The following is a 25,666-nucleotide window of genomic DNA, read 5'->3' as shown; positions in this document are numbered from 1 at the left end:
GAGCGGTCAGGCTCCGCGTGCAGCAGGGCAAGCACCTTCCCCGCGTGACCGAAGGTCGATCTGCGACCCGGAGTCAGACTGCCGACTCCGCGGCATCCGTCACCGCGTCGAGCACGGCACGCACGGCCGCCGGGTCACCGAGGATGCGGAAGTGCCCGCCGACCCTGAGCTGGATGTTGCGGGCGCCGACGAGTTCACTGCCCTCGGGGACATGCGGGTCGAACACCCCGTAGATAGACGTGATGCGGTCGTTGACCCGGTGGTCCAGGCCGAGGTCGTGCAGGGCCACGTTGGCGGGAGCGAAGGCACGGATGCTCGGCACGACCCAGTAGCGCGCATAGCGGGAACCGCCAAAGGGAGCACTGATCGCGGTCATTCCGCTCACCCGGCGGCCCGGGTCATCCGTCGTCATGAGCAGTTTGCCGATCAGGCCGCCCTTGCTGTGCGCCACGATGACGACGCCGTTCAGGTTCTCCCGCTCGAGGTAGGCGGCCACGGTCGCGGCGGCATCCGCCAGAGAACGCCGGTTGCGGCCGAGCTTCGCCACCACGTGCACCGGATGCCCGTGGCCGTGCAGTATCTCAATCAACGGTCGCATGAACTGCCAGGATTCATACACCCCGGGGATGATCACGATCGGGGCTTTGGTACCGGAGCGGAAGTCCGTGGGCCGGGCGTGGGAGAGGAACGCACGGGTCTGGCCGGCCGCCGCATAGACATAGTCGAGCAGCCACCACCAGGCCTCGCGCAGATGGCGACTCAGCAGACGGGGGTTCAGGAGACCGCGAATCATTGTGCCGGGTGCGCGACCGCCGGAAGCCGCAGGGCGTGCCCCTCGATGATGGCGGCGGTTTGCACGGCGGCACTGTGGTGCACCAGGTGGCGGTGCCCCGCGACCTCGAACACATGCCCGTCCGGCGCGGCGGCGGCCAGCGATGCACACCAGGTGCTGCCCGAGACGGGGTCGTTGGTGCCTCGGATCACGAGGATGGGGGAGTGCACCTCGCCAAGGGCCAGGTCGGTGCGGTAGCCGAGCATGGGGACGAGCTCGGTGGAGAACCAGCGCGGGCCGCACTCGAGGTAGTCACGGAACACGATCAGATTGCCCGACGGCGACTCCTTGGCCACATCCCGGGTCAGGCCCAGCGCCTGTTGCACGGCTGTCGACCGGCGGGGATCGGTGACAGGGCCGATCAGAACCAGGTGGGAGACGGCATCGGGGCGTTGCCGGGCCACCTCGGTGACGAATTGGGCGCCCATCGAATGGCCGACCAGGACCGCCCGCGGCACCTCGAGTCGATCAAGTAGCCGGCCGAGCAGGGCGCCGTATTCTTCGACAGCGAGCGGCCGAACGGGCCGGCGGGTGCCGCCGAATCCGGGCAGATCGAGCGAATGGGTATGCCCGATGGCGGCCAGGCTCCTCTGCACCCGGCGGTAGTAGCGGTGCGACGCCCCGATGCCGTGGACCAGCAGGTAGGTCGGCGCGTCCGGCGAAGGCGAGGTGCTCTTCAGGGAGTGCACGGTGAATTGATGCCCATCAACCTCGATGCTGCGGCTACGGGCAGGAACAGCGGCTGCGCGCCATCGTTCGACACGCGCTCGGTCGGTGCTCGTCACGGGATTTCCTTCGGGTTCAGGTGCAAAAATCCTAGCCTCCGGCAGTGTCGGGTGGCCTGGGCGCTCACGGGGGCTGAGACATCCGTCACTGATAAGACGGATGCGGGCCGAATTCGTCACGCCCGCGGCGCCGATGGGTCGGGCGCGCCCTGCCTGGCGGCCTGCCCGGCGCCCTGCCCGGCGCCCTGCAGCCCCGAGAGTCGCCGATTCTGCCGAGAATCGCCGCTGGAACGGCGACGCTCGGCGCAAACGGCGACTCTCGGCGGCTCTCGGCGACCCGCGCCATCCCGCAGGATAGAAGGCATGGCCCACCGTCAACGAAAACCCGCCGATTCTGACCCCGCCCGTGACCGGGCGGACAAGACGTGTGCCTCGTGTGGGCGGCGCATCGAGTGGCGCATGAAGTGGGCCGACAACTGGGAGTCGGTGAAGTACTGCTCGACCGCGTGCCGCGCACATGGGGTCACGGCGACCGACCTCAAGCTGGAAGAGGCTATCGCGACACTGCTCAGTGCGCGGGCGACGGATGCCACGATCTGCCCGTCCGAGGCGGCGAAAGTGGTCGGCGGTGACGGCTGGAACGACCTGATGGAGCCGGCCCGACGCGCCGCACGCCGCATGGTCGCCCGCGGTGACCTGCAGATCATGCAGGGCGGGGCCGTGGTCGATCCGTCGACGGCGAAGGGTCCGATCCGGTTGCGGCGGGTGCGGACATAGGCGCAGTACCCGCGCTCACCGAGTGCCGTGGCCCGAGACCCTTGCCCGCATTCTGGCCGCCGCCACCGCGCGGCCGTCGGTCGTGCTGCGGCGCGAGCGTGAGCAGGTGCTCAAACTGGCCGGTCGCCGCCGCACGGATTTCCCCCGGCTGCTGGTGCAGTCGGGGATTGCATAGGGCGAGCGGCGGTCGCCGCTCGTCACCTAACGGATTGATTCACCCCGAGCCGATAATCGGCTCCGTGGTGCTCCTCGGGCAGACGGTTGCCGCGCCCGTGCAACTTGTTGCGTAGAGTGCCCTCGACGTACTCCTCCGGGTAGGCCCCGCGACGACGCAGCTCGGGAATCACGAACTCGACCACGTCTTCGAACGTTCCGGGTGTGATCGCGTAGGCGAGGTTGAACCCGTCAACATCGGTATCGGCGACCCACTCCTGCAGGTGATCGGCAACCTCTTCCGGTGAGCCGACGATGAACGGCCCCAGGCCGCCGATTGCGCCGAGCTTCGCGATGTCACGCACTGTCCACTCGGAGCCGTCATCGTTCGCGGCCTGAAAATTTGCCACCGCCGACTGGATCGCGTTGCTCTTCACGTTGCCGATCGGCTCGTCGAGGTCATATCGGGAGAGATCGATGCCCATCCAGCCCGACATGAACACCAGGGCGCCTTCTTCGCTCGCGTAGGAGAGGTAGTCCTGATGTTTTGCGTGCGCCTTCTCGCTGGTCTCGTCGGTGATGATTGTCAGCAGCGTGTAGATCTTCGCGGAGTACCGGTCTCGACCGGCCTGCTCGAGCGCATCCCGGATCTTGCTCACAGTCGCGGTGAGGCCGGACTTGGTCGAAGCGGCCACGAAGATCGCCTCGGCGTTGCCGGCGGCGAAGGCGATACCGCGCGGCGATGCCCCGGCCTGATAGATCACCGGCGTGCGCTGCAACGACGGCTCGGACAGGTGGATCCCCGGCACGGTGAAGTTCTTGCCGTAATGCCCGATCTCATGCACCTTGCTCGGATCGGTGAACACCCCGGTCTCCCGGTCGCGGATGACGGCATCGTCTTCCCACGAGCCCTCCCACAACTTGTACAGCACCTCGAGATATTCGTCGGCGACGTCGTAGCGGTCGTCATGCTCCAACTGGTCTTCATGCCCCATGTTGCGGGCGGCGCTCGGCAGATAACCGGTGACGACGTTCCAGCCGACGCGACCCTTCGTCAAATGGTCGAGCGTCGACATCCGTCGTGCGAACGGGTACGGATGCTCGTACGCTGTACCCGCGGTCACGCCGAACCCGAGGTTCTCGGTCACCGCCGCCATGGCGGAGACGAGCAGAATCGGGTCGTTCACGGGAACCTGGGCCCCGTGCCGGATCGCTGCTTCGTTCGAACCGCCATAGACGTCGTACGTTCCGAGCACATCGGCGATGAAAATGCCATCGAAAGTGCCTCGCTCGAGCAGCCTGGCCAGGTCGGTCCAATAGGAGAGGTCCTTGTATCGCCAGGACTGGTCAAGCGGATGCCGCCACATTCCTGAGGACTGGTGCGCGACGCAGTTCATGTCAAAAGCGTTGAAGCGAATTTGTCTGGGCATGCCACCCATCCTGCGGCGCGGTCGTTGACGGCGCCACAGCACTCGCCATTTGGCGTAACACACGGGGAGCGACGGGCTGAATCTCGCAGATCCGCCCGGAGCGGCGCGGTTTGAATCCCTCGCCGCGAACGAGACCGCCACGCTGCCGCCGACGCTGCTGGCCGCCTGGGTCGTACGGGCCACCGGCACGACGACCATATTCGCGCTGCTGTTGACCATCGTCTTCTCGGTCGCCCTTGTATCGGCTCCAGCAGTTCGGGCGCCATTCTCAGCGTGCTCGGCTGGCGCTAATTGTTCGACCTCGTGCTCCTGATCACCCTCAGTGTGCTCGTCGTGGGCGGCTTGGGGCTGAAGAACGTCACCACTCCGCGCAAGACGCCGATCGACGTGGTCTTGGTCATCCTCTCGGCGCCCGGCTTCGGCAAGCTCGTCTACGGCCTCAGCAACCTGAATGCGGAATCCGGTGGCATCGGCTCGGTTGCGGGCTGGCTGCCGACCGCTCCGGGCCCATTCGTCTGCTGATCGCGGACTCCAGCCGCGTTCCTGTGCGGCGCCGTGATCTCGCTGTTCGCGATCCCCGCGGCGTTCTTCATTCGCCGCGCGGCAGCTGCGCCGTTCCGCGCGTGGCACGCCATCGGCGCAGCGGCGCAGCACGCGCGCAGCGAGACCAGGGCCGCCGCGCGGGGCCCGCCGAATCCGGTGTCCCGGCCCGGCTACCCATGACTTTCACAGAATACTGAGCGTTTGTTCAGAAACATGAGACAGAGTATAAGTTTCGTCTGCGCCGTCCCCCGAAAGCGCAGGCCCGAGGCTCAGTGAGTTGGCGCGCGCACGCGTGCGAGCTTGCGTAACACGGAAGTCAAGCGCACATACATGCCCGAAACACCCGAAGAAATCCGCATCCGATTCGCTGCCCAAAATAAGCGAAGCAACAGCATTCCCAGCAGCAACAGCACCACCGGCCCCACCAAGATCAACCGCCCGCACCGCATCGTGCTCATCGCCACCAGTGTGCTCGCCGTCACCGGCCTCGCAGTCGGCGCCGGCTTCGCCGGTCAGTCCGCCTCCGCCACCCAGGACCGTGTCTCGGCCACAACCGAACTCGCCGACAGCACCGGCCTGCACCGTGAACAGCTCGGCGCCTACAGCGCGGTCGCCAAGGCGCACGTCGACAACTCGGCATCCATCACCCTGAACGAGGCCAATCAGGTCATCGCCGCCACCCAGGACAAGGTGGATGCCTCCAGCCTCGCCGCGGTCGCCAGCTCGCTCGCCAGCTACGAGATCCTCCCTCTCGACGAGATCACCTCGCTGACCGCCCAGACCAAGGCCGAGACTGCCGCCGTCACCGCGGCGTCGATCGAAGCCGATCGGGTCGCCGCCGAGGCCGCCGCCGCTGAGGCCGCCGCTGAGGCCGCCGCCGCCGCTGAGGCCGCTTCTCAGGCCGCCGCCGCTGAAGCCACCCGTGCCCAGTCGCTGGCCTCCGGCAACACTCCTGCCGGCGCGCGCGCCACGGCTCAGGCCATGGCCGCGTCCCAGTACGGCTGGGGCGCCGACCAGTTCTCCTGCCTGAACCAGCTGTGGCAGAAGGAATCGGAGTGGAAGTACGACGCCGTGAACTCCAACGGCGGTGCCACCGGCATCCCGCAGGCGTTGCCCGGCAACAAGATGGCGACGGCCGGCAGCGACTGGGCCACCAACGCGACCACGCAGATCGCATGGGGCCTCGGCTACATCAAGGCCTCCTCCTACGGCACCCCGTGCGCCGCCTGGTCTCACTCGCAGGCCAACAACTGGTACTGATGCCCTGACTACCCGTAGCACCAAAGCCGGTCGTCCCCTCGTGGAGGGGCCGACCGGTTTTCTCGTTGCCGGGCTCTCAGCTGTCGGTTCGCATGCACCGAAGGGACCCGTGCTGCACTAGCCTTCGAAGGGCGGATGTTGTGGGGACAGCACGGCTCGGCGCGGTCGACGCCGCATCGAGGCTCCCGGCTCCGGCAGAAACAGGGAGCGGCAACATGCACGGGATCGCACCGGCCAGACATCCGTTACGTCGATTCGTGCAGGTCATCGCCGCGCTCGCGGTTTCGGCGGCGCTCGCGCTCGGGATGCCGGCGGTCGGGATGCCCCTGGCCGCGTCGGCAGACACCGGTGACTTCACATTCACCTCCTTCGAGGCCGACTACTACCTCTCCCGTGACAACGCCGGGCACTCCACCCTGCGCACGGTCGAGACGTTCGTGGCGCAGTTCCCGAACTTCGACCAGAACCGAGGCATGGTGCGCCTCCTCCCCAACGACTACAACGGGGTGCCGCTGAACACCACCGTCGAATCGGTCACCGACGCCACCGGAGCCCCCGTCTACTTCGAGACCTATGACCAGGGCTCCGTCACCGAGGTGCCGCTCGGCACCGATGAGTTCGTGCGCGGCCAGCAGACCTACACGATCACCTACACGCAGCAGAACGTGGTGCGCGCGTTCGCCGACACCGACGACGACGAGCTCTACTGGGACACCAACGGCACCGGGTTCGACCAGTCGTTCGGCTCCGTCACCGCGCGCGTGCACGTCGACCCGAGCGTCGCCGAGTTCCTCACCGGCGACACCGCCTGCTATTCCGGGGCCCAGGACGACGGCGCCCGGTGCGAGATCAGCCAGACCACGGATGCCGCAGTGCCCGGATCCACGGGCCAGCTGTTCACCTCGTCCGTGCAGGGTCTCGGTCCGCGGCAGAACCTGACCGTGGCCATCGGCTTTGCACCCGGCACCTTCGTGTCGGTGCCGGCCTCGGCCAGCTACAGTGAGAGCGATTCGGACAACGGCGGGGGAGAACCGGCGACCGGGCTGCTGTTCCTGGTGGCGGCTGTCGGCTTTCTCGGGGTCGTGCTCGCCTTCATCCGTCGCCGACTCGGCCAGCGCGACGCCCGCGGCCGAGGCACCATCATCGCCCAGTACAGCGTGCCGAAGGGTTACAACCTGCTGGAGGCGGGGGACCTTGCGAATCGGTCGAAGACGGCTATCGCCGCGCAGATTGTGAGCCTGGCGGTGCGCGGCACGGTGCGCATCCTCGACTATCCGGTCAGCGCCGGCGGCGGCGACTACACGCTGCAGCTGCTGACCGTGGCAGGCGTGGACGCTCAGGAGCGAAAGCTGCTGGAGACGCTGTTCCCCCGCCTGACGATCGGAGCGACGCGGGAACTGGGGGTCGCCGACAGCACACTCGCCGCCAAACTGAGCGCGTTCCTCCCCGCCGCGACAGCGTCGGTCATCGAGCGCGGCTGGCGGGCCAAGGTGACCGGCCGCGGCGGCAGGTGGATCGCCATCGGAATGGCCGTCGTGCTGCTGCCGGCCCTGGCCGTCCTCGGTGCGGTGGCGCTGATCGACGGCTCCCCGAAGTTCGGCGAGGTGATGACGGTCGCCGTCATCGCAGCGCTGTTCCTCTACCTGGCCCTCTACCTCGCCCAGGGCACGGTGCAGCTCACCGATTCCGGGGCCGATCAGCGCGACTACCTCAAGGGACTGAAGGTCTATCTAGAGCTCGCAGAGGAGGAGCGTTTCCGCATGCTGCAGAGCCCGGACGGCGCGCTGCGGGTCACGATGCCTGCCATGCCGGGTGTCGCTTCGGGGGCGCTGCCGAGCCCGGTGACGGATGCCGTCGGCGCACCCGACACCGTCGAACTGGTCAAGCTCTATGAGGAGCTGCTCCCCTTCGCGGTGCTCTGGGGTGTCGAACGGGACTGGGCGAAGGAGCTCGTCGTGCTCTACGAGCACGGGGCGCCGGCGCCGGGCTGGATCGTGTCGCAGGGAGGCTTCACCGCGAGCGGCTTCGGCGTCGCCATGAACGGTTTGGTCGCCTCGGTCCTCACCTCTGCCACGGTTCCCGTCAGCTCCAGCAGCGGCGGCGGATACTCCGGCGGCGGAGGAAGTTTCTCCGGCGGCTCCGGCGGCGGCGGCGGGTTCTCCGGCGGAGGCGGTGGCGGAGGCGGTGGCGGCGGCCGTTGACGGCTACCGGGTGTGCAGCCGTCAACGCATCCGTGGCCCGTCGTGCCGGCGCGGGTGCCGCGCCGCTTCGCTGGTGGCATGCCATCCGCAGAGCGGCGCACCTCCCGCCCGTCGAGCAGAGTGGAACGGGAGAGGGGCGACGGATGCCCCGCGCCGCCTACGCAGCGTCGCTCGGCACGCGCAGGGTGAGGCTACCGGCATCCACCCAGGTCTTGAAGGCCACGGCGGTGCCGAACCCGTCGCCGTCGAGTTCGATCTCTTCCGGACGGTTGAGCCGCAGCACGAGCTTCGTGCCGGTGGCGTAGTTGAGCGCGTCGACATCATTGGAGCGCAGTTTGCGGCCCAATACCGTTCGGCTGAGCACGCCGTTCTCCCACAGCACCTTAGACAGAATTTGCAGCCAGCCGCCGAAGCCCTCCGGCTTCAGTACGACCACGTCGAAGAGTCCGTCGTCGAGGGCGGCGTCGGGAATCAACTCGATGCTGGCCGGAAGCGACCCGCAGTTGCCGACCATGATGGTGTGCGCGCGCATCGCCTGCTCGGGCTTCGCGTTGAGCCGGTACCGGAACCGGAGATCGCTGTCGTCCTTGCCGACGGCGATCATGGCTTTCACGTAGGCCAGCCAGCCGGCCTTCGCCTTGAGGTCGTCGTCGGTGTTCGCGAGCATCTTGGCATCGAGGCCGAGCCCGGCCATCACCAGGTAGGCGTGCCGGTCGACCGACCGGTCGGCCCGCTCGATGTCGATCAGGCACACGTCGATCACCTTGTCCTGGCCGGCGAACGCGGCTTGCAGGGCCAGCCCGGTGTCGGCGAGGGGCAGCTGCAGGTTGCGGGCGAGCAGGTTGCCGGTGCCCGACGGCAGCAGCGCCAGTGCGCACTCCGTGCCGTGGACGGCTTCCGCGACGGCGCGCACGGTGCCGTCGCCGCCGGCCACGATGATCATGGTGGCCCCGGCTTCGATCGCCTTCCGGGCCGGTCCCTGCCCCGGGTCCTCAGCTGACGTCTCGAACCACAGCGTCTCCGGCCAGCCGGCGGCCGATTGCTGGGCCTCGACGGCGTCCCGGAGCTCGTCGACGTCAACCTTTATGGGGTTGTAGACGACCGCGGCGAGCCGGGGTGCGCTCACGTCATCGGTTAGGTCGTCGTGGTGCAGATCGGTGCTCGTCATGTGGGGTCCGTTCGATGGTGGAAGCTGGTGCCTTCCGTCAATGGGTTCTCACTCATCTAGACGGATGCCGCTGCCCATTTGTCACGCGACCCCGCAGTCGGGCGCCCCTTCCCAGGTGCAGACCCACTCCTTATGCTGGCACCACTTCGCTCGAAAATCACGTTCCTCTCGTTCGCTTCAGGGTGGGAAGACTCTCCTGAACCCCGGCCGATTCTGCCGGGACGCTTTCGGGGGTCCCGGGGCGCGGGTACTGTCACCAACGGTTCTGCGCAGCCGGCCACGCCAGAGCCGGTTGCTGCCGGGCCGATCGCTGCCGCACCGCTCTCTGCCGCACCGCTCTCCGCGGAGCCGGCTGACGGCATCCGGAACCGTCAATGAACGAAAGGGTCAATTCAATGCCCCCCGCGACACAAACACAGAATGTCACCGATGCGCGCACCATGGCTCGGCGAACGGGCACCCTCCTCGGAGGGATGCCCTATTTGAGGTTCGGCACGGGCTCGCCGCTGGTGGTCATCCCGGGCCTCACCCAGAACTTTGAACCGACGATCGGCGTCGAGCGCATGCTTGTGACCCGGATGCTGGCTCCGGTGGCGGCCCGGCACCGCGTGCTCAGGCTGACCCCGCGCCCGGGCCTCGACCCGAACGCCAGCATGGCCGACATCGCCCGGGACTACGCCGACGCTCTGCGCCTGGAGTTTCCGGGGCCCATCGACGTGATCGGCACGTCGACCGGCGGGAGCATCGCCCTGCAACTCGCCGCCGACCATCCCGATGTGGTGCAGCGTCTCGTCGTGGTCTGCGCGGCCTACACCCTGGGGCCAAACGGCAAGAAGGTGCAGCGTCGGGTCGCTGAAGAGGTTCTTGCCGGGCGCCCGCGGCAGGCCGGCCGGAAGATGTTCAGTGTCCTCGGCGACAAGCCCCCGAGTCGGCTGGCAGCCGGCATGGGCTGGATGCTCGGACCCCGCACGTTCGGCAAGGCCAGCCCCGACCTGATCACCACCATTCGCGCCGAAGACGCCTTCAACCTGCGCGACCGGCTCGGCGAGATCGAAGCGCCCACCCTGCTGATCGGTGGTGACCGGGACGGTTTCTACACGCCCGAGCTGTTCCGCGAGACGGTGGCGCGCATCCCCAACGCCCGCCTCATCCTCTTCCCCGGCAAGGGGCACATGGCCGCGATCTCAGACCCACGCCTCCTGCCGGACGTCCTCGAGTTCCTCGACGGCTCCGACGCGGGCGGCCGCGCTACGGGTGCCCACTCCCCGAGTGCGCGCTCTGCGGGCACTCGTCCGTCGACGCTGTAGCCGTCGCCTGGCGGGGTCGTTGTTGACCCGGAACGTCGGTGAGACGACAGCTGTCCCTGGCTTCGCCCGGGACGATTACGAGGTGGCGCTGCGGACCAGCTTCGAAGCACGGGGGTGGTGCTTCTGCCGTGCCCGGCACCAGCTTGGGCCCGAGCTGGTCGGCTAAACGATTGCCCTAGGTGAGTGCCGGGATGATCGCGCCGGAGAACACCTGCCAGGCCAGCGCGGTCTTGGCGACCAGGCTCAGCGTGATGTAGGCGCGCTCGCCGCGGAGGTAGTCGCGCCAGCCGCCGACCTGACGGTACTGCAGCACCTGGTTGACGGCGAACGTGTTGAAGAACAGGAAGAGGGAAATAATGATGCCGTAGACGAAAGCCGGCGGTGCGGCCTCGGTGTTCGAGCCGGGGGCGATGAAGTAGGTCAGGATGACGACCCACGGCACCACGCCCACCATCGACCCGAAGATGAAGGGCAGGAACTTGCCGTTGCCGGGTGTCTCGTACTTCTCCTGCAGTGCCCCGAACATGATCATGGCGGCGTTGGCGGCGAAGATCGCGAACAGGGCCGCGATGTCGGTGATGCCGGTGATCTGGGCGATCAGCCAGATCATGATCGAGGAGCTCAGGGAATATTCGACCCAGCGGAAGTAGTTTCGGTTGGCTTTGAGCCCCGCCGCGTAGCGGGGGAAGAATTTCGGCGACGAGATCAGGAAATGGAAGAAGGCCGAGAGCGCCAGGAACGAGACGACGCCGATGCCCACGTTGACGTCGAACAGGGTCACCCGCTCGGGCGGCAGCGGCACGCCGGGAGGAGCAGACAGATAGTCGGCGGTGACGGCAAAGGTGACCTGGGTGCTGAGCAGGGTGAGCACGTATGCGAAGCCCAGGGCCTGCACGAGGTGCAGTGAGCCGGCCACGATGTTGTAGACGCGGAGGCGGGAAATTTTCTGATCGGGGGTGTAGTTCTTGCGTGCCATCGGGGCTCCTCCACAGGTCAGGTGAGGCCGAGACTAGCAGGGTCGCCGACTGCCGTTACCCAAGCGTCAGACCACGCCGAGCGGCAGGTGTTCCCCGGCCGGCAGCCGCACCCGAATCGGGTCCCCGGGAGCGACGCTTCCCCCGGTGACGACGATTCCCATGATCCCCGCCTTGCGGATCACCTGACCGGCATCATCCGTGTCGATCAGCGTCTTCATCAGCCCCTTCTGGTACCCGTTGATCAGTGAGCACGGGTTGCGCAGCCCGGTGATCTCCACGACCGCGTCGGTGCCGAGCCGCAGCCGGGCACCCCGCGGAAGGCCGGACAGATCCAGCCCGCGGGTCGTGATATTCTCGCCCAGCTCGCCGGGGGAGACCTCGAAGCCGGCCCCCCGCAGCTCGTCGAAGAGCTCGGCGGGCATGAAGTGCACCTGGGTGAGGTTCGCCCTGGTCGGATCCTTCACGATCAGGTAGCGGTGCTGCGTCGTGGCTCCGGCGTGAGCGTCGCCCTCCACCCCGAATCCCGCGATCAAACGGATGTCCGGGACCGTCGGCTTGCTGAACGCGTGCCGTTCGTCTCGGCTGACCGACTCCACCGTGGCCGTCACCGTTGCCGTCACTGTGGCCGTCACTGTGGCCGTCGCATCCTGCATCATGCCCCGAGTCTCGCATGAGGGCCGCCGAGAATTCACCCAGCCGATATAGCATTTCTGCGTCGCAAACGTAGGCTAGGTGGGTGTTCAGCGAGCCGAGTCGAGTCGAAAAAGGTCAGTCGTGAAAGTCATCAGCTATAACCTCCGCAAGAATCGCGCCAGTGGTGAGCTCATCGCCCTGGCCGAGAACTACGATCCCGACGTCCTGTGTCTGCAGGAATGCGACACCCTCGAGCTCCCCGAGGAGATCGGTCTCCTGCACCTGGCCGACTCCACTGTGCGCAACCGACTCGGCCTGGCGATCTACTATCGCATGGACCGGTTCACCAACGAGCGCACCCAGACCTTCGCGCTCAAGAAGTCACTGCACGACCGCGTGCTGACCCCCGCGCATGAGCGCCTGATCGGCACCCGACTGACCGACCTCGCCGCCCACCGCGAAATCGTCGTCGCTTCGTTCCACGCCGCGCCGCTCACCGCGCTCAACTCCCTGCGGCGCAACCAGATCCGCACCGCGCACGAAGAACTGCACGTGCTCGGGCCGGGCCTGCCGACCCTGATGGTGGGCGACTACAACTACCCGATCTTCAAGGGGCGCCTCGGTGACCACATCACCCAGTCCGGCTACGATCTCACCCTGAGCGACACCCGAACGTACACGCGCTACAAGTTCTTCCGCGGGCATTTCGACCTGGCAACCTCCATCGGGCTGACCATCGACAGTGTCGAGACGCTGCCCCTCGGCACCTCCGACCACCTGCCCATCCTGGTCACTTCCACCTACAGCGACGAGTCGGTGAACGCCACGAATGTGCCGGCCAGCCTCGCCGAGACCGAGCGCGCTCCGGGCGGCGAATTCGCGATCTAAGGGGCGGGGCCTCGACTACTGAGCGTCGAGGGCGGGGCCCCGTCTACTGGGTGTCGCCGCGCGTCCAGAGCAGGTGGGCACGCACCGACAGGGATCCGCCGATCAGGAGGGCCACGCCCGCCATCCAGAGCAGGACGGTGAGGAACGCGTTGGCCGTCACGGCGTTGAAAATGATCAGGGCCACCCCGAAGGCACTGAAACTGAACCCGGCGACGGCGCAGGTGGTGAAGGACCAGTTCTTCATGAGGGTGGTTCCAATCGGGTGGGGATTCGACAGCGTTTACGGTAGCAGGCCCGCGGGGCGCTCACCGTGCCCCGCCTGCCCAGAACTAGTGAGTCCGAATCGGTTGGTTGCATCGCTCCCGGATTGGCAGAGCTGACTGCACCGCGCGGACGCCGTTCAGCACGGGCGAGCGCCGGGTTCGGCGTCGAACCAATTCGACGGAGATTTTGGGTGAAATCGCCTTCCAGAGTGGGTTTAGGGCAGATTTCGGCAGAATCTCCGTCGAATTCGTTCGGGACGGATGGCTGGCCGACCTCGTGTCGCCGGAGGTCGCCGACAGAGTGGAAGCCGACCAACGTGGAGCAGCTCTGGATCCACGGCGGCATCCTCACTCGGTGTCGGAACTAGCCGTGGCCACCCACTGGCTCTCGGTGTGCCAGTTTCTCAGGTGATGCCGGCCCGCCGGCGCGACTCCGTGTGCTCGCGCATGCGCGCGTTCGACTCCCTGGTGAACTGCTTCCAGGCGTCGAGCTTGCCGGGCAGGATCGGCACGAACAGACTGATGCTGTTCAAAACTTGTCCTCCCATCAGACCGTTTTTCCAGCGCATGTTTCAGTCCCGAGTCCCGAAGGGCTCAATCACCGACCAGCAGAATCTTGCCCACGTGAACGGATGCCTCCAGCCGCCGGTGCGCCTCGGCGGCCTTCTCGAACGGGAAAATGCTGTCGATCACCGGGCGGAAGCGGCCGGATTCGAGCCAGGGCCAGACATCCGTCCTGAGGGCCCGCATGATGGCTGCCTTCTCCTCGAACGGGCGGGAGCGGAGGGTGGTACCCCAGTACCGGCCGCGCTTCTGCATCAGATGGAACGGATTGAAGTCGGCGTTCTCGCCGCTCTGGTTGGCGATCACCATGATGCGGCCGTCGACCGCCAGTGCCGCCACGTTGCGGGCCGCGTAGGAGCCACCGATGATGTCGAGGATCACGTCGGCGCCGCGCCCCTCTGTGGCGGCCTGCATTTCGGTGGGGAAATCCTGCTCGCGATAGTTGATCAGGATCTCCGCGCCCAGGCTGCGGCACACCGCCAGCTTCTCGGCTGAGCCGGCCGTCGCGGCCACCCGCGCGCCGGCGAGCACGCCCAGCTGGATCGCGGTGGTACCGATGCCGCTGGCGCCGCCGTGCACGAGCAGCGTCTCCCCGGCGGCCAGCCCCGCACTCAGGAACACGTTCGACCACACGGTGGCCAGCGCCTCCGGCAGGCCCGCCGCCTCGACGAGGTCCACGGATTCGGGCACGGACAGGGCCAGGTCTTCGTGCACCACGGCCTCGGTGGCGTAGCCGCCGCCGGCCAGCAGGGCACACACCCGGTCGCCGACCGCGAACCGTTTTGCCTCGGCGCCGACTTCACTGACGACTCCGGACACCTCCAGCCCGGGCCACTGCGGCGCCCCGGCCGGCGACGGGTAGCTGCCCAGCCGCTGCGCGACATCCGCCCGGTTCACGCCGGCCGCGGCGACCCGAATCCGGATGTCGCTGGCCCCGACGGGCAGGTCGCTCACCGTTGTGAGGGTGAGGGCATCGGGGCCGCCGGGGGTGTCTACGATGATCGCGCGCATCGGGTCAGCCTACGCGCGTGCACTTTGCGACGGATCCACGACTGCGCGGTGGTTCGGTCTGTGGAACCCGGCCACGGAATCTACGATGGTAGACAGGGGCGTGGCTGTTGCATGCCTTGGGTCGTACGCACGTGATCCGCAATGACGCGGAGATTTTCTGATGGAGGCTTATTTCAATGACGTCTGAGTCCACCCGCACCGGGAAATCACCGGCAGGCAGCACACTCGACGCTTTCCTGGGCGACTACTACGAGCACCTGGCTGGGGAAGACCGGCAGAACTCCGATGGGGGAACCCTCCGCGAGCGGGCCGTCCACCATTGGCAGGTCGCCCAGAGCCGCACCCCCAGCACCCCGAACATCGAGATCCGGAACGAAGCCGGCCGCAGCATCGTCTACATCGTCACCGACGACATGCCTTTCCTGGTTGACTCGGTGACCGCCGAGCTGGTGCGCCAGCACTCGGCCATCCACCTCGAAGTGCACCCGCTCCTCGTCGTGACCCGCGACCGGAACACCAACGAGCTCCTCGGCGTCACCCGCGTGCACGGCGGCGACGGCGCCCGGCCCGGTGACGTCGACGAGACCGTCACCCAGGTCGAGTCGTGGATCGCGATCGAGATCGAAACCGCCAACGACGAGGCGCGGGCTGCTCTGGTCGCCGGGCTGGCCACGGTTCTCGGCGACGTTCGCGCCGCCAACGAGGACTGGCAGGCCATGCGAACGAAGGCCGTGGAGATCGCCGACGCGCTCGGCGACGTCGCCCACGCCGAGGGCATCCAGGAGATCAAGCAGGCGCAGGACTTGCTGCGCTGGCTCGACCGCGACAACTTCACCTTCCTCGGCTACCGGGAGTACGACCTGGAGACCGTCGACGGAGAGGACGTGCTGAGCATCCGTGACCGCAGCGGCCTGGGGCTGCTGCGCTCCACCGAAGACGGGCACCAGATTCAGCACCTGACGGATGCCGGCCGGCTCAAGGCGCGCGAGCGCAGCGCCCTGGTGATCACCAAGGCGAACTCGCGTTCCAGCGTGCATCGCCCGGCGTACTTCGATTACATCGGGATCAAGAGTTTCGATGCGGACGGCAACGTGCGGGGGGAGCAGCGCTTCATCGGCCTGTTCGCCGCCACGGCGTATACGAGCTCGGTGCGGGACGTGCCGATCCTGCGCGAAAAGGTCGACGCCGTGATGGACCAGGCCGGGTTCCCGCCAGGGTCGCACAGCGGCAAGGAGCTGCTCGGTATCCTGGAAACCTACCCCCGCGACGAGCTGTTCCAGATCGACGTGCCCACCCTGTTCACCACCACGCTGGCCATCCAGCGTCTGCAGGAGCGGCGGCGCACCCGGCTTTTCCTCCGCCCGGATGTCTACGGCCGGTTCATGACCGCGCTGGTCTACTTCCCCCGCGACCGGTACACCACGGCCGTGCGGCTGCGGATCGAGAAGGAGCTGCGGGACACCTTCCACGCCGAGTCCGTCGACTTCGAGGCCCGGATGACCGAGTCCGCGCTGGCCCGGCTGTTCTTCCGCATCCGGTTGCAGAAGAACGACACGGTCGGCGCCGTCGACGCCGTCGCGCTGGAGCACCGGCTGGTGATGGCGGTGCGGTCCTGGCCCGAGGGGATCGGCGAGAAACTGCGCGAGAGCCACCCGCTGGACGAGGCGGAGCGCCTCTCCGAACTCTGGTCGGAGGCGTTCCCCGCCAGCTACCGGGTGGATTACGAGCTCGAGGAGGCCGTGCAGGACATCGGGCGATTCGAGGCCGGCGCCGCGGCCGCCGCCGCGGCGGCGGCCGCCGGGACCGGGCCGATCCGGCCGGCGCTGAACGTGTATCTCCCGACCGGCACGGGCGCCGGTGACACGGTCATCGACGCCGACGACGGAAGCACCGCGGGACGCGGCGTCACGGCGGAGGATGCCCGGATCAAGCTCTACATGATGGAGCCCAAGAGCCTGAGCCAGATTCTGCCGTTCCTGCAGAACCTCGGCATCGAGGTGCTCGACGAGGTGCCCTTCGAGATCGAGACCGCCGACGGCCGCGCGTTCTACCTCTACGACCTGGGCTTGAGCTACCCCGAGGGCGTGGACCCGGTCGCGACCGGCGCACTCCTGGCCGACTCCTTCGGCGCCGCCGTCAGCGGGGCCATCGAATCGGACGGCCTCGACCGACTGGTGCTGCGGGAGGGCATGCCCTGGCACCGGGTCGTCATCCTGCGCAGCTACGCCAAGTACCTGCGCCAGGCCGGAAACACCAACTCCTACGGCTTCATCGCCGATACCCTGCTGGCAAATCCGGCCGTCACCCGAGGGCTGGTGGCGCTCTTCGAGGCCCGGTTCGATCCGGAATTGGCCGAGCCGGAGCGCATCCGTCGCAGCCTGCAGGTCAAGGATGAGCTGACGGCGGCCATGGAAGCGGTCACCACGCTCGACGCCGACCGGGTGCTGCGCACCCTGATCAACCTGATCGAGTCGTCGCTGCGCACGAACTTCTTCCAGGACAAGCCCTACCTGAGCATCAAGCTCGACCCGACCACGATCGATCTGTTGCCGTTCCCGCGGCCGAAGTACGAGATCTGGGTGTACTCCCCGCGGGTGGAGGGCGTACACCTCCGCTTCGGCAAGGTGGCCCGCGGCGGGCTGCGCTGGTCGGACCGGCGGGAGGACTTCCGCACGGAGGTGCTCGGCCTGGTCAAGGCGCAGACGGTCAAGAACGCGGTGATCGTGCCGACCGGCGCCAAGGGCGGGTTCTTCGCCAAGCAGCTGCCCGATCCGGCGCTGGACCGCGCGGCCTGGATGGCCGAGGGCATCGGGAGCTACAAGACCTTCATCCGGGGGCTGCTCGACCTCACCGACAACCTGGTGACCACGGCGGAGGGGGAGCGGCTCGTGCCGCCCGCCCGGGTGGTGCGCCACGACGACGACGATTCCTACCTGGTCGTCGCGGCCGACAAGGGCACGGCCACCTTCTCCGACATCGCCAACGGCGTCGCCGCCGAATACGGTTTCTGGATGGGCGACGCTTTCGCCTCCGGCGGCTCGATCGGCTACGACCACAAGGCAATGGGCATCACCGCCCGCGGCGCATGGGAGTCGGTCAAGCGCCACTTCAGCGAACTGGGCGTCGATACGCAGGCCGAGGACTTCACGGTCGTCGGCGTGGGCGACATGTCCGGCGACGTCTTCGGCAACGGCATGCTGCTCTCGGAGCACATCCGTCTGCTGGCGGCCTTCGACCACCGGCACATTTTCCTGGACCCGAATCCGGATGCCGCGCGCTCCTTCCAGGAACGAGCGCGCCTCTTCGCCCTGCCACGGTCGTCGTGGGCGGACTACGACACCAGCCTGATCAGTGCCGGCGGCGGGGTCTTCCCGCGCCAGGCCAAGGTGGTGCCGATCTCCGCCGAGGTGCGCACCGCACTCGGGCTGCCGGACGGGACGGTGCGGCTGAGCCCGCCGGAACTGCTCCGCGCCATCCTGGCCGCCCCGGCCGACCTGCTCTATAACGGCGGCATCGGCACCTATGTGAAGGCCAGCAGCGAGACGGCCGCGCAGGTCGGCGACAAAGCGAACGACGCCATCCGGGTCGACGGCCGGGATCTGCGGGTCAAGGTCGTCGGTGAGGGCGGCAACCTCGGGATGACCCAGCTCGGGCGCATCGAGGCGGCCCTCACCGGCGTGATCCTGAACACCGACGCGATCGACAATTCCGCCGGGGTGGACTGCTCCGACCACGAGGTCAACATCAAGATCTTCGTCGACCGGATGGTGGCCGCCGGCAAGCTGGCCGAGTCGGAGCGGTCGGAGTTCCTCGCTTCCATGTCCGACGAGGTGGCGCGGCTGGTGCTGGAAGACAATGTCGACCAGAACATCCTGCTGCTCAACGACCGGGCGAAGGTGACCACCTGGAGCCCCAGCTACGAACGGCTGATGGACTGGCAGGAGGCCTCGGGCGACCTCAAGCGCGAGTTGGAGGCGCTGCCCACCACGACGACGCTGCGGGAGCGCCTTGAAACGGGCCAGGGCCTGACCTCACCCGAGCTGTCCGTGCTGGCGGCCTACGCCAAGATCGATCTGGCGACCACGCTGCGGGACAGTGACCTGCCCGACGACCCCTGGTTCGGCCGAACCCTGCGCCGGTACTTTCCGGTGCAGCTGTCCGAGCGCTTCGATGCCGAGCTCGACACGCATCCGCTGCGCCGCGAGATCATCGCCACCGTCGTCGCGAACGACATGATCAACCTCGGCGGCGTGACCTTCGCGTTCCGGGCTATGGAGGAGACCTCGGCGAACCAGGCCACGGTAGCGAAAGCCTTCGTCGCGCTGCGGGAGATCTTCGAAATCGACGTGCTCGTGGCCGAGGTCAACGCCCTGCCGTCGTCGTTCCCGACCAAGCACTGGACGTCGATCCACCTGGACATCCGTCGCCTGCTCGACCGGGCCGTGCGCTGGCAGGTCAACCAGGGGGCGTCGCGACTGGTGGGCGAGGTGGTGGCCCAGTACAAACCGCAGATGGACCTGATGCGCGCCCACCTGGAGGATTACCTCAAGGGCGGCGACCTCAAACGCGTGCAGTCCCTGCTGGAGACCGCCCAGGAGTGGGGCGTTCCGGAGAACCTCGGTCGCCGGTGGGCCGAACTCTTCGAGGCCTTCGCCCTGCTGGATGTGGCGCAGATCTCCGCGCAGGTCGATGAGCCTCTGGCCGACGTCGCCGGCGTCTACTACACGGTCTACGACCGGTTCGGGGTGGACAACCTGCTGGAGCGCATCACCGTGCTGCCGCGCAAGGACCGCTGGCAGGCCCTGGCCCGCGCCGCCCTCCGCGACGACCTGTACTCGACGGTCGCCGATATGACGCGGGCGGTGCTGAAGGAAACACATGCCGGTCACGCCGACGCCCGACTGCTCGCCTGGGAGGCGCTCAACGCGGAACAGTTAGGACGGGCTCGCAGCGTGTTCGAGGAGGTCAACGCCCTCGGTCAGGACGACATGGCGTCCCTGTCCGTGGTAGTGCGGCTGCTGCGCTCGATCGTGCGCCGCTGACCTGCCGGCTGCGGACATCCGTCGCTGAGCGCTGCTGCCGCGCTGCTGCCGCGCTGCTGCCGCGCTGCTGCCGCGCTGCTGACCACTATTACTGCCTGCTGCCACCGGCCGTTTGGGGCTAACTCAGGAGAATGGCGAGCCTGATGAGTGTGGGCCGGCATCGGCCGCGGAATCACGAGGCGGGTGCCGGCCGGGCACGGGGATCTCCTGAATTAGCCACAGGGGATGGCCCGAACCGACGGGTGCCTGAGCCCGGTCAGGGTCGCCCGCGGGCAGCCGGTGTCCCGAACCAGCCTCCGCCGCAGTGTGGCTGACTCAGGAGATCTGACAACGCAATGCCTCTTGGCCGCACACGTGCCGCGGAATCACGCGGTGGGCGTCCCCGGCGTGCGGGGATCTCCTGAGTTAGCCACAGTCCGTGCTGCCAAAAACGGATTCTGACCACATCGGCGGCGCCGCTCGACGGATTTCCGGGGCAGTCTTCCGGGGTCACGCTCTAGTGGCCGCGGGCGATCCATTCATCCAGGTGCCCGGCCTCGGCGCCGATTGTCGTCGACTCGCCATGGCCGGTGAGCACGACGGTGCTCGCCGGGAGCATCAGCAGCTTGCCTTTGATCGAGGCGAGGATCGTGGGGAAGTCGCTGAACGACCGGCCGGTCGCGCCGGGTCCGCCATGGAACAAGGTGTCGCCGCTAAAGACCGTGCCGAGCGCGGGCGCATAGAAGCAGACGGCGCCGGGAGAATGCCCCGGCGTGTGCAGCACCTCGAGTTCAATACCGGCCACCCGGATGCGCTGGCCGTTCTCGAGCGGACGGCTCGGCGGGGCATCCGGGTAGACCCGGTCCCACAGCATCATGTCGTCGGGGTGGAGGTAGGTCGGCGCGGTGTGCGCGGCCTGCACCCCGGCGACGGCACCGATGTGGTCGTCGTGCGCGTGCGTGCAGAGGATGCCCACCAGCTTGCGGTCGCCGACCGCGGCGAGGATGGCGTCGACGTCGTGGGCCGCGTCGACCACAACGCACTCGTCGTCGTCGCCGACGATCCAGACGTTGTTGTCCACGTCCCAGGTGCCGCCGTCGAGGCTGAAGCTGCCCGAGGTGACGAGGTGTTCGATCCGCGCCGTCATCAGAGCACGACCACGGAGCGCAGCACGTCGCCGCGGGCCATCTTCGCGAATGCCTCCTCGATATGCCCGATTCCGATTCGTTCACTGACGAACTCGTCCAGCGGCAGGCGGCCCTGCAGGTAGAGGTCGGTCAGCATCGGGAAGTCGCGCTCCGGCAGGCAGTCGCCGTACCAGGACGACTTCAGAGAACCGCCCCGGCCGAACACGTCGAGCAGCGGGATCTCCAGCATCATCTCGGGGGTCGGCACGCCCACCAGCACGACGGTGCCAGCCAGGTCGCGGGCGTAGAACGCCTGCCGCCAGGTCTCGGGACGCCCGACGGCGTCGATCACGACATCCGCGCCGAACCCGCCGGTCAGTGCCTGCACGGCCGCGACCACGCCGTCCTCGTCAAGGCCGGCTGAGTCGATGGTGTGGGTGGCGCCCAGCGTCTGGGCGGTCGCGAGCTTCTTCGCGTCGCGGTCGATCGCGATGATGACGGATGCCCCGGCGAGCCGGGCCCCGACGACCGCCGCGTTACCCACGCCGCCACATCCGATCACGGCGACCGAGTCGCCCCTGGTCACGTTGCCCGTGTTCATGGCGGCCCCGATGCCGGCCATGATGCCGCAGCCGAGCAGTCCGACGACCGCGGGGTCGGCGGCAGGGTCGACCTTGGTGCACTGTTTCTCGTGCACAAGAGTCTTTTCGGCGAAGGCGCCGATGCCGAGGGCGGGGCTGAGCTCGGTGCCGTCCGTGAGGGTCATTTTCTGGGTGGCGTTGAAAGTATTGAAACAGTACCAGGGCTCGGCGCGCTTGCAGGCGCGGCAGTCGCCGCAGACGGCGCGCCAGTTCAGCACGACGAAGTCGCCCACGGCGACGTGGGTGACGCCCTCGCCGACGACGCTGACCCGGCCGGCGGCCTCGTGGCCGAGCAGGAATGGGAACTCGTCGTTGATGCCGCCCTCACGGTAGTGCACGTCGGTGTGGCAGACGCCGCAGGTCTCGATGTCGACGACGACCTCACCGGGTGCAGGGTCGGGGATGACGATGTCGACAAGCTCCACCGGCGCGCCCTTCGATCGAGCGATGACGCCTTTGACGGTGATCGACATGGGACTCCTCTGGGTTGGTGCCCGGACAGGCGGTGGTGGAACCCAACCACACTACCCAACCTCCCTGCCCTGCCCTATCCAACCAATTCGACGGAGATTTTGCCAGAGAGAACCCGTTTCGGCCCGAAACAGGCTCGTAGAGGCAAAATCTCCGTCGAATTCGTTAGGGGTTCAGGGTGCGGATGCCGCGCGCGGAGCCACGCGACCGGCCGAGAACGCGACCGGCCGGAAGCACGCGACCGGTTACGCGAACTCCTGGCAGTGATCGCACCACCAGCCGCCGCCGACCGACGCCATCGGGTCGTAGCAGGAAGCGCAGGCCGGCGTGGGAAGCAAGTTGTCGTCGTTCATTCGGAGCTCAGTTTCGATTCTGAAAACGAGTTCCCCAGCCCAGAGAAAGGCATTCGCGAGTTTTGAGTGTAGGCAGACCTCGACTCGGATGTCTAGGAAAATTGACTATTCTGCGTACTTTCTAGCGCGGCAACGAATGCGCTCAGCGCGGCAGCACGCGCTCCGACACCTCCCACAGAAAAATCCCCGCAATGGACGGCCCGATGCCGGTGAACGCCACCTCTGATCGGTGTTTTGCACCCCTGCGCGGGGCGCAGGTCGTCGGCCGGGTTGCGGACCCGGTCTGCGTGCAGGCAAGCACACACCATCATCGGCTGGCTGGCGACAGTGCCGAAGAGCGCCGCGACCGCCGTGAGCTTCGTGGTCCTGCTGTCGATGTCGGTGTCGTTTCTCAACTGGGGGCTCAGCCTGGTCTTCGCCGGGCTCCTGGCCCGGGCGATCGCCCGCCGGGGCGACCTGCGCGTGGACTACCGGGTCCTCGGGGCCGCGGCCTTCAGGGGGCTCGGCGCGGTGTGGGCGCTCGGGCTGTCGTCGTCCGCGGCTCTGCTGCAGGCCACGGCCGCCTCCCTGCCGTTGGAGCTGCTCAAGGTCAGCGGCGTGCTCGACTTCGGTGCCACGATCTTCACCTGGCAGCCGCTCGTGCTGCGCGCGGTGATGATGGCGCGCACCGTGAGCGTCACGCACCTGTCGGCGCCCCGCGGCGGCGCCATCCGCCTCGCGTCGCCATCCGCCTCGCGGCGGGACTCGAGGTGAGCCTCGACGACCAGCCCGAAAATCCTGCTCTATCGTGTACATCCCACGGCAATCTTCGATTTCGACGTGCGGCCCTCCGCCGCCGGGCCGCAGCGGATCGGGCGCCCTGCTTTCGTTCTGGTCGGGGTGTGTATCTGGTCAGCGCGAGGGTTCCAGCCGCACCAGCACCGCCTTGGAGACGGGGGTGTTGCTGCCCTCCGCGGTGGAATCCAGGGGCACCAGTACGTTGGCCTCGGGGAAGTAGGCGGCGGCGCAGCCGCGGGCGCTCGGGTAGGCGACGAGCCGGAACCGCCGCAGCACCCGGTCGACGTTGTCGCTGAACTCGCTGTGCACATCGACGAGCATGCCGCTGATCAAACCCAGCTCCGCGACATCCTCCGGGTTGACGAAGATGACCTGGCGGCCGTTCTTGATGCCCCGGTAGCGGTCGTTGGGGCTGTAGATCGTGGTGTTGAACTGGTCGTGCGAGCGCAGCGTCTGCAGGAGCAGGCGCCCCGGCGGCCGTTCGAGGGGCTCGAGTTCGTTGACCGTAAGCAGGGCCTTGCCGCTGGGGGTCGGGAAGGTGCGCAGGTCGCGCGGCGCATGGGGCAGGGAGAAACCTTCCTGCTGGTGGATGCGTTGGTTGAAGTCGGCGAAGCCCGGAATGACGTGCGAGATGTGGTCACGGATGATGTCGTAGTCGCTCTCGAAACCGGCCCAGTCGATCGAGGCGGTGCCGTCGAGGGCGGCCCGGGCGAGGCGCGACACGATGGCCACCTCGGAGAGCAGCTGATCCGACACCGGTGGGAGTAGGCCGGTGGACGAGTGCACCGCGGAGACCGTGTCCTCAACCGACACGAACTGCGGGCCGGTGGCCTGCAGGTCGATCTCGGTGCGGCCCAGGGTCGGCAGGATGAGCGCCTGGTCGCCGACCACAGCGTGGGACCGGTTCAGTTTGGTGGAGATCTGCACGCTCAGCACCGTCTTCTGGATTGCGGCCTCGGCGACGACGGTGTCGGAGATCGCGCCGACCAGGTTGCCGCCCAGGGCGATCCAGACCGTGACCAGGCCGTCGCGCATGGCGCGAATGGAGTCGACGCTGTCCAGGCCGTCCACGCGGGGCGGGTCGAACCCGAATTCTCGTTCCAGGGCGTCCAGGAACGCCGGTGGCATCTTCTCCCAGATGCCCATGGTGCGGTCGCCCTGCACATTGCTGTGCCCGCGGATCGGGGACGCCCCCGCGCCGGGCTTGCCGATGTTGCCGCGCAGTAGGAGCAGATTGATGATCTCTCGGATTGTCGGAACGGCCTTCTTGTGCTGGGTGATGCCCATCGCCCAGGTGATGATGACCCGGTCCGCCCGAAGATACCGGTCGGCCAGCTCGTCGATCTCGGCCGCGCGCAACCCCGTGGCCGCCAGGACCGCACCGTCATCCTGGTGGGCGAGGTGCTCGCGCAACTCCTCCAGCCCGACACAATTCTCGCGCAGGAACGCATGGTCGAGCACGGTTCCGGGCCGGGTGGCCTCGGCGTCGAGCACCCGTCGGGAGAGGGCCTGCATGAGGGCCATGTCGCCGCCGAGCCGGATCTGCAGGTACTGGTCGGCCATCACGGTTCCGGCCCCGACGACGCCCCGCACCTTCTGCGGGTTCTTGTAGCGCATCAGCCCGGCCTCCAAGAGCGGGTTGACGGCGACGATGGCGGCGCCCGCCTCCTTCGCCTCTTCCAGCGCCGTGAGCATCCGCGGATGGTTGCTGCCCGGGTTCTGCCCCATGATGATGATCAGGTCCGCACGGGCGAAGTCGGCGTAGGTGACGGTGCTTTTGCCGATCCCGACGGTCTCCGCCATCGCGTGGCTGGTCGACTCGTGGCACATGTTCGAGCAGTCCGGCAGGTTGTTCGTGCCGAGCGCGCGCACGAACAGCTGGTAGAGGAAGGCCGCCTCGTTGGAGGTGCGACCGCTCGTATAGAACGTCGCCTGGTCGGGCGAGTCCAGTCCGCGGAGGGTGTCCCCGATCAGCTTGAACGCGTCGTCCCAGGTGATCGGCCGGTAGTGCTCGGACCCGGCCGGCTTGTGCACCGGCTGCACGAGGCGGCCTTGCATGCCGAGCCAGTACTCCGACTTCGTGAGCAGCTCGCTGATCGGGTTCTCGGCCCAGAATTCGGCCGGGATCCTGATCGGCGTTGCCTCCCAGGTCACCGCCTTGGCGCCGTTCTCGCAGAACTCGAACGTCTTGCGCCGATCGGGATCCGGCCAGGCGCAGCTCATGCAGTCGAAACCGTCCCGCTGGTTCATCGCAGTCAGTGCCTTCAGGCTGCGCGGCACACCCATCTGCCGGAAGGCCGGCCCCAGTGCATGGGTGACGCCTGGCACCCCCGCCGCCCATTCCCTGGGCTTGCCGACCTCGATCTTGTCCTCGTCGATATCGTCAACGCTGCTCATACGTCGGTAGTAGCACCCTTCGCCGGGGCCGACAAGGCATGTGCGACTCACCCTCAGGCCGAAATGCGCCGAACGGATCCCGCCATCGGTCACCACGAGGTCAGAAATGACCGTACCGTTGATATGTGGTCTTCAAGCATCGGACTT

At 67.6% G+C, this 25,666-nt stretch carries 21 protein-coding genes; 9 read left to right on the top strand and 12 right to left on the bottom strand.

Annotated features, from left to right (window positions below):
- Positions 1-73: 73 nt before the first annotated feature.
- Together E3O54_RS05135 and E3O54_RS16235 are read right to left on the bottom strand one after the other, a co-directional pair.
- On the bottom strand, positions 74-793 hold the full coding sequence (locus E3O54_RS05135; RefSeq protein WP_174720190.1) for a triacylglycerol lipase: 720 nt from the start codon (positions 791-793) through the stop codon (positions 74-76).
- Complete coding sequence (locus E3O54_RS16235; protein ID WP_166805201.1) at positions 790-1,617, bottom strand: alpha/beta fold hydrolase; 828 nt, start codon at positions 1,615-1,617, stop codon at positions 790-792. Before E3O54_RS16235 ends, E3O54_RS05135 begins: the two co-directional genes overlap by 4 nt.
- A gap of 303 nt (positions 1,618-1,920) precedes the next feature.
- On the opposite strand from E3O54_RS16235, the gene E3O54_RS05125 reads away from it, so the two are divergent.
- On the top strand, positions 1,921-2,334 hold the full coding sequence (locus tag E3O54_RS05125; RefSeq protein WP_134401078.1) for a DUF2256 and DUF3253 domain-containing protein: 414 nt from the start codon (positions 1,921-1,923) through the stop codon (positions 2,332-2,334).
- A 22-nt stretch (positions 2,335-2,356) separates the two neighbouring features.
- Positions 2,357-2,509 (top strand): hypothetical protein, encoded by a 153-nt coding sequence (locus E3O54_RS16230; protein WP_166805200.1) that lies wholly within the window; start codon positions 2,357-2,359, stop codon positions 2,507-2,509.
- A 22-nt stretch (positions 2,510-2,531) separates the two neighbouring features.
- On the opposite strand, the gene E3O54_RS05120 is transcribed toward E3O54_RS16230, so the two are convergent.
- Entirely contained in the window at positions 2,532-3,917 is a 1,386-nt protein-coding gene (locus E3O54_RS05120) for an LLM class flavin-dependent oxidoreductase (RefSeq protein ID WP_134401077.1), read from the bottom strand.
- Between the two features lie 291 nt (positions 3,918-4,208).
- On the opposite strand from E3O54_RS05120, the gene E3O54_RS05115 reads away from it, so the two are divergent.
- The 3 genes from E3O54_RS05115 (at position 4,209) to E3O54_RS16545 (ending at position 7,921) form a co-directional block, all read left to right on the top strand.
- Entirely contained in the window at positions 4,209-4,439 is a 231-nt protein-coding gene (locus E3O54_RS05115) for a hypothetical protein (RefSeq protein ID WP_104099291.1), read from the top strand.
- A 351-nt stretch (positions 4,440-4,790) separates the two neighbouring features.
- Positions 4,791-5,720, top strand: coding sequence for a hypothetical protein (locus E3O54_RS16500; RefSeq protein ID WP_174720189.1), 930 nt, complete (start codon positions 4,791-4,793; stop codon positions 5,718-5,720).
- Between the two features lie 215 nt (positions 5,721-5,935).
- Positions 5,936-7,921: a DUF2207 domain-containing protein gene (locus E3O54_RS16545; protein ID WP_194087071.1), complete on the top strand. Its 1,986-nt coding sequence runs from the start codon at positions 5,936-5,938 to the stop codon at positions 7,919-7,921.
- A gap of 157 nt (positions 7,922-8,078) precedes the next feature.
- On the opposite strand, the gene E3O54_RS05100 is transcribed toward E3O54_RS16545, so the two are convergent.
- The gene (locus E3O54_RS05100) at positions 8,079-9,089 is read right to left on the bottom strand and encodes a diacylglycerol kinase family protein (RefSeq protein WP_134401075.1); all 1,011 of its coding nucleotides are present in this window, start codon (positions 9,087-9,089) and stop codon (positions 8,079-8,081) included.
- Between the two features lie 473 nt (positions 9,090-9,562).
- Between E3O54_RS05100 and E3O54_RS05095 the strand changes: the two genes are divergently transcribed.
- Complete coding sequence (locus E3O54_RS05095; RefSeq protein WP_166805199.1) at positions 9,563-10,396, top strand: alpha/beta fold hydrolase; 834 nt, start codon at positions 9,563-9,565, stop codon at positions 10,394-10,396.
- Between the two features lie 175 nt (positions 10,397-10,571).
- Here the strand turns inward: E3O54_RS05095 and heR are convergent, their stop codons facing one another.
- Positions 10,572-11,372 carry a heliorhodopsin HeR gene (gene heR / locus E3O54_RS05090; RefSeq protein ID WP_134342833.1) on the bottom strand — a complete coding sequence of 267 codons (801 nt, stop codon included), beginning with the start codon at positions 11,370-11,372 and terminating at the stop codon, positions 10,572-10,574.
- 66 nt (positions 11,373-11,438) lie between these two features.
- Positions 11,439-12,029, bottom strand: coding sequence for an MOSC domain-containing protein (locus E3O54_RS05085; RefSeq protein WP_241976752.1), 591 nt, complete (start codon positions 12,027-12,029; stop codon positions 11,439-11,441).
- A 118-nt stretch (positions 12,030-12,147) separates the two neighbouring features.
- On the opposite strand from E3O54_RS05085, the gene E3O54_RS05080 reads away from it, so the two are divergent.
- On the top strand, positions 12,148-12,894 hold the full coding sequence (locus E3O54_RS05080; RefSeq protein WP_134342834.1) for an endonuclease/exonuclease/phosphatase family protein: 747 nt from the start codon (positions 12,148-12,150) through the stop codon (positions 12,892-12,894).
- A 43-nt stretch (positions 12,895-12,937) separates the two neighbouring features.
- Here the strand turns inward: E3O54_RS05080 and E3O54_RS05075 are convergent, their stop codons facing one another.
- From E3O54_RS05075 to E3O54_RS05070, 3 genes are all read right to left on the bottom strand, one after another.
- Entirely contained in the window at positions 12,938-13,138 is a 201-nt protein-coding gene (locus tag E3O54_RS05075; RefSeq protein ID WP_134374037.1) for a hypothetical protein, read from the bottom strand.
- 423 nt (positions 13,139-13,561) lie between these two features.
- The gene (locus E3O54_RS17125; RefSeq protein WP_255409004.1) at positions 13,562-13,690 is read right to left on the bottom strand and encodes a hypothetical protein; all 129 of its coding nucleotides are present in this window, start codon (positions 13,688-13,690) and stop codon (positions 13,562-13,564) included.
- Between the two features lie 61 nt (positions 13,691-13,751).
- Positions 13,752-14,732, bottom strand: a complete 981-nt coding sequence (locus E3O54_RS05070) for an NAD(P)H-quinone oxidoreductase (protein ID WP_134401073.1) — start codon at positions 14,730-14,732, stop codon at positions 13,752-13,754.
- Between the two features lie 176 nt (positions 14,733-14,908).
- On the opposite strand from E3O54_RS05070, the gene E3O54_RS05065 reads away from it, so the two are divergent.
- Positions 14,909-19,774 carry an NAD-glutamate dehydrogenase gene (locus E3O54_RS05065; protein ID WP_134401072.1) on the top strand — a complete coding sequence of 1,622 codons (4,866 nt, stop codon included), beginning with the start codon at positions 14,909-14,911 and terminating at the stop codon, positions 19,772-19,774.
- A 496-nt stretch (positions 19,775-20,270) separates the two neighbouring features.
- Here the strand turns inward: E3O54_RS05065 and E3O54_RS05060 are convergent, their stop codons facing one another.
- On the bottom strand, positions 20,271-20,900 hold the full coding sequence (locus E3O54_RS05060; RefSeq protein WP_104099246.1) for an MBL fold metallo-hydrolase: 630 nt from the start codon (positions 20,898-20,900) through the stop codon (positions 20,271-20,273).
- Positions 20,900-21,994 (bottom strand): S-(hydroxymethyl)mycothiol dehydrogenase, encoded by a 1,095-nt coding sequence (locus tag E3O54_RS05055; protein ID WP_134401071.1) that lies wholly within the window; start codon positions 21,992-21,994, stop codon positions 20,900-20,902. The genes E3O54_RS05060 and E3O54_RS05055 overlap by 1 nt, the downstream gene beginning before the upstream one ends.
- A gap of 678 nt (positions 21,995-22,672) precedes the next feature.
- On the opposite strand from E3O54_RS05055, the gene E3O54_RS05050 reads away from it, so the two are divergent.
- The gene (locus E3O54_RS05050) at positions 22,673-23,098 is read left to right on the top strand and encodes a TIGR00366 family protein (protein WP_241976751.1); all 426 of its coding nucleotides are present in this window, start codon (positions 22,673-22,675) and stop codon (positions 23,096-23,098) included.
- Positions 23,099-23,236: 138 nt separating this feature from the next.
- On the opposite strand, the gene E3O54_RS05045 is transcribed toward E3O54_RS05050, so the two are convergent.
- Entirely contained in the window at positions 23,237-25,519 is a 2,283-nt protein-coding gene (locus tag E3O54_RS05045; protein WP_134401069.1) for an FdhF/YdeP family oxidoreductase, read from the bottom strand.
- Positions 25,520-25,666: the final 147 nt, after the last annotated feature.

The sequence above is a fragment of the Cryobacterium sp. TMT2-4 genome (assembly GCF_004402575.1).
GTDB lineage: Bacteria > Actinomycetota > Actinomycetes > Actinomycetales > Microbacteriaceae > Cryobacterium > Cryobacterium sandaracinum.
The sequence above is the reverse complement of the archived record's forward strand: the minus strand, read 5'-3'. Positions and strand labels throughout refer to the sequence as shown.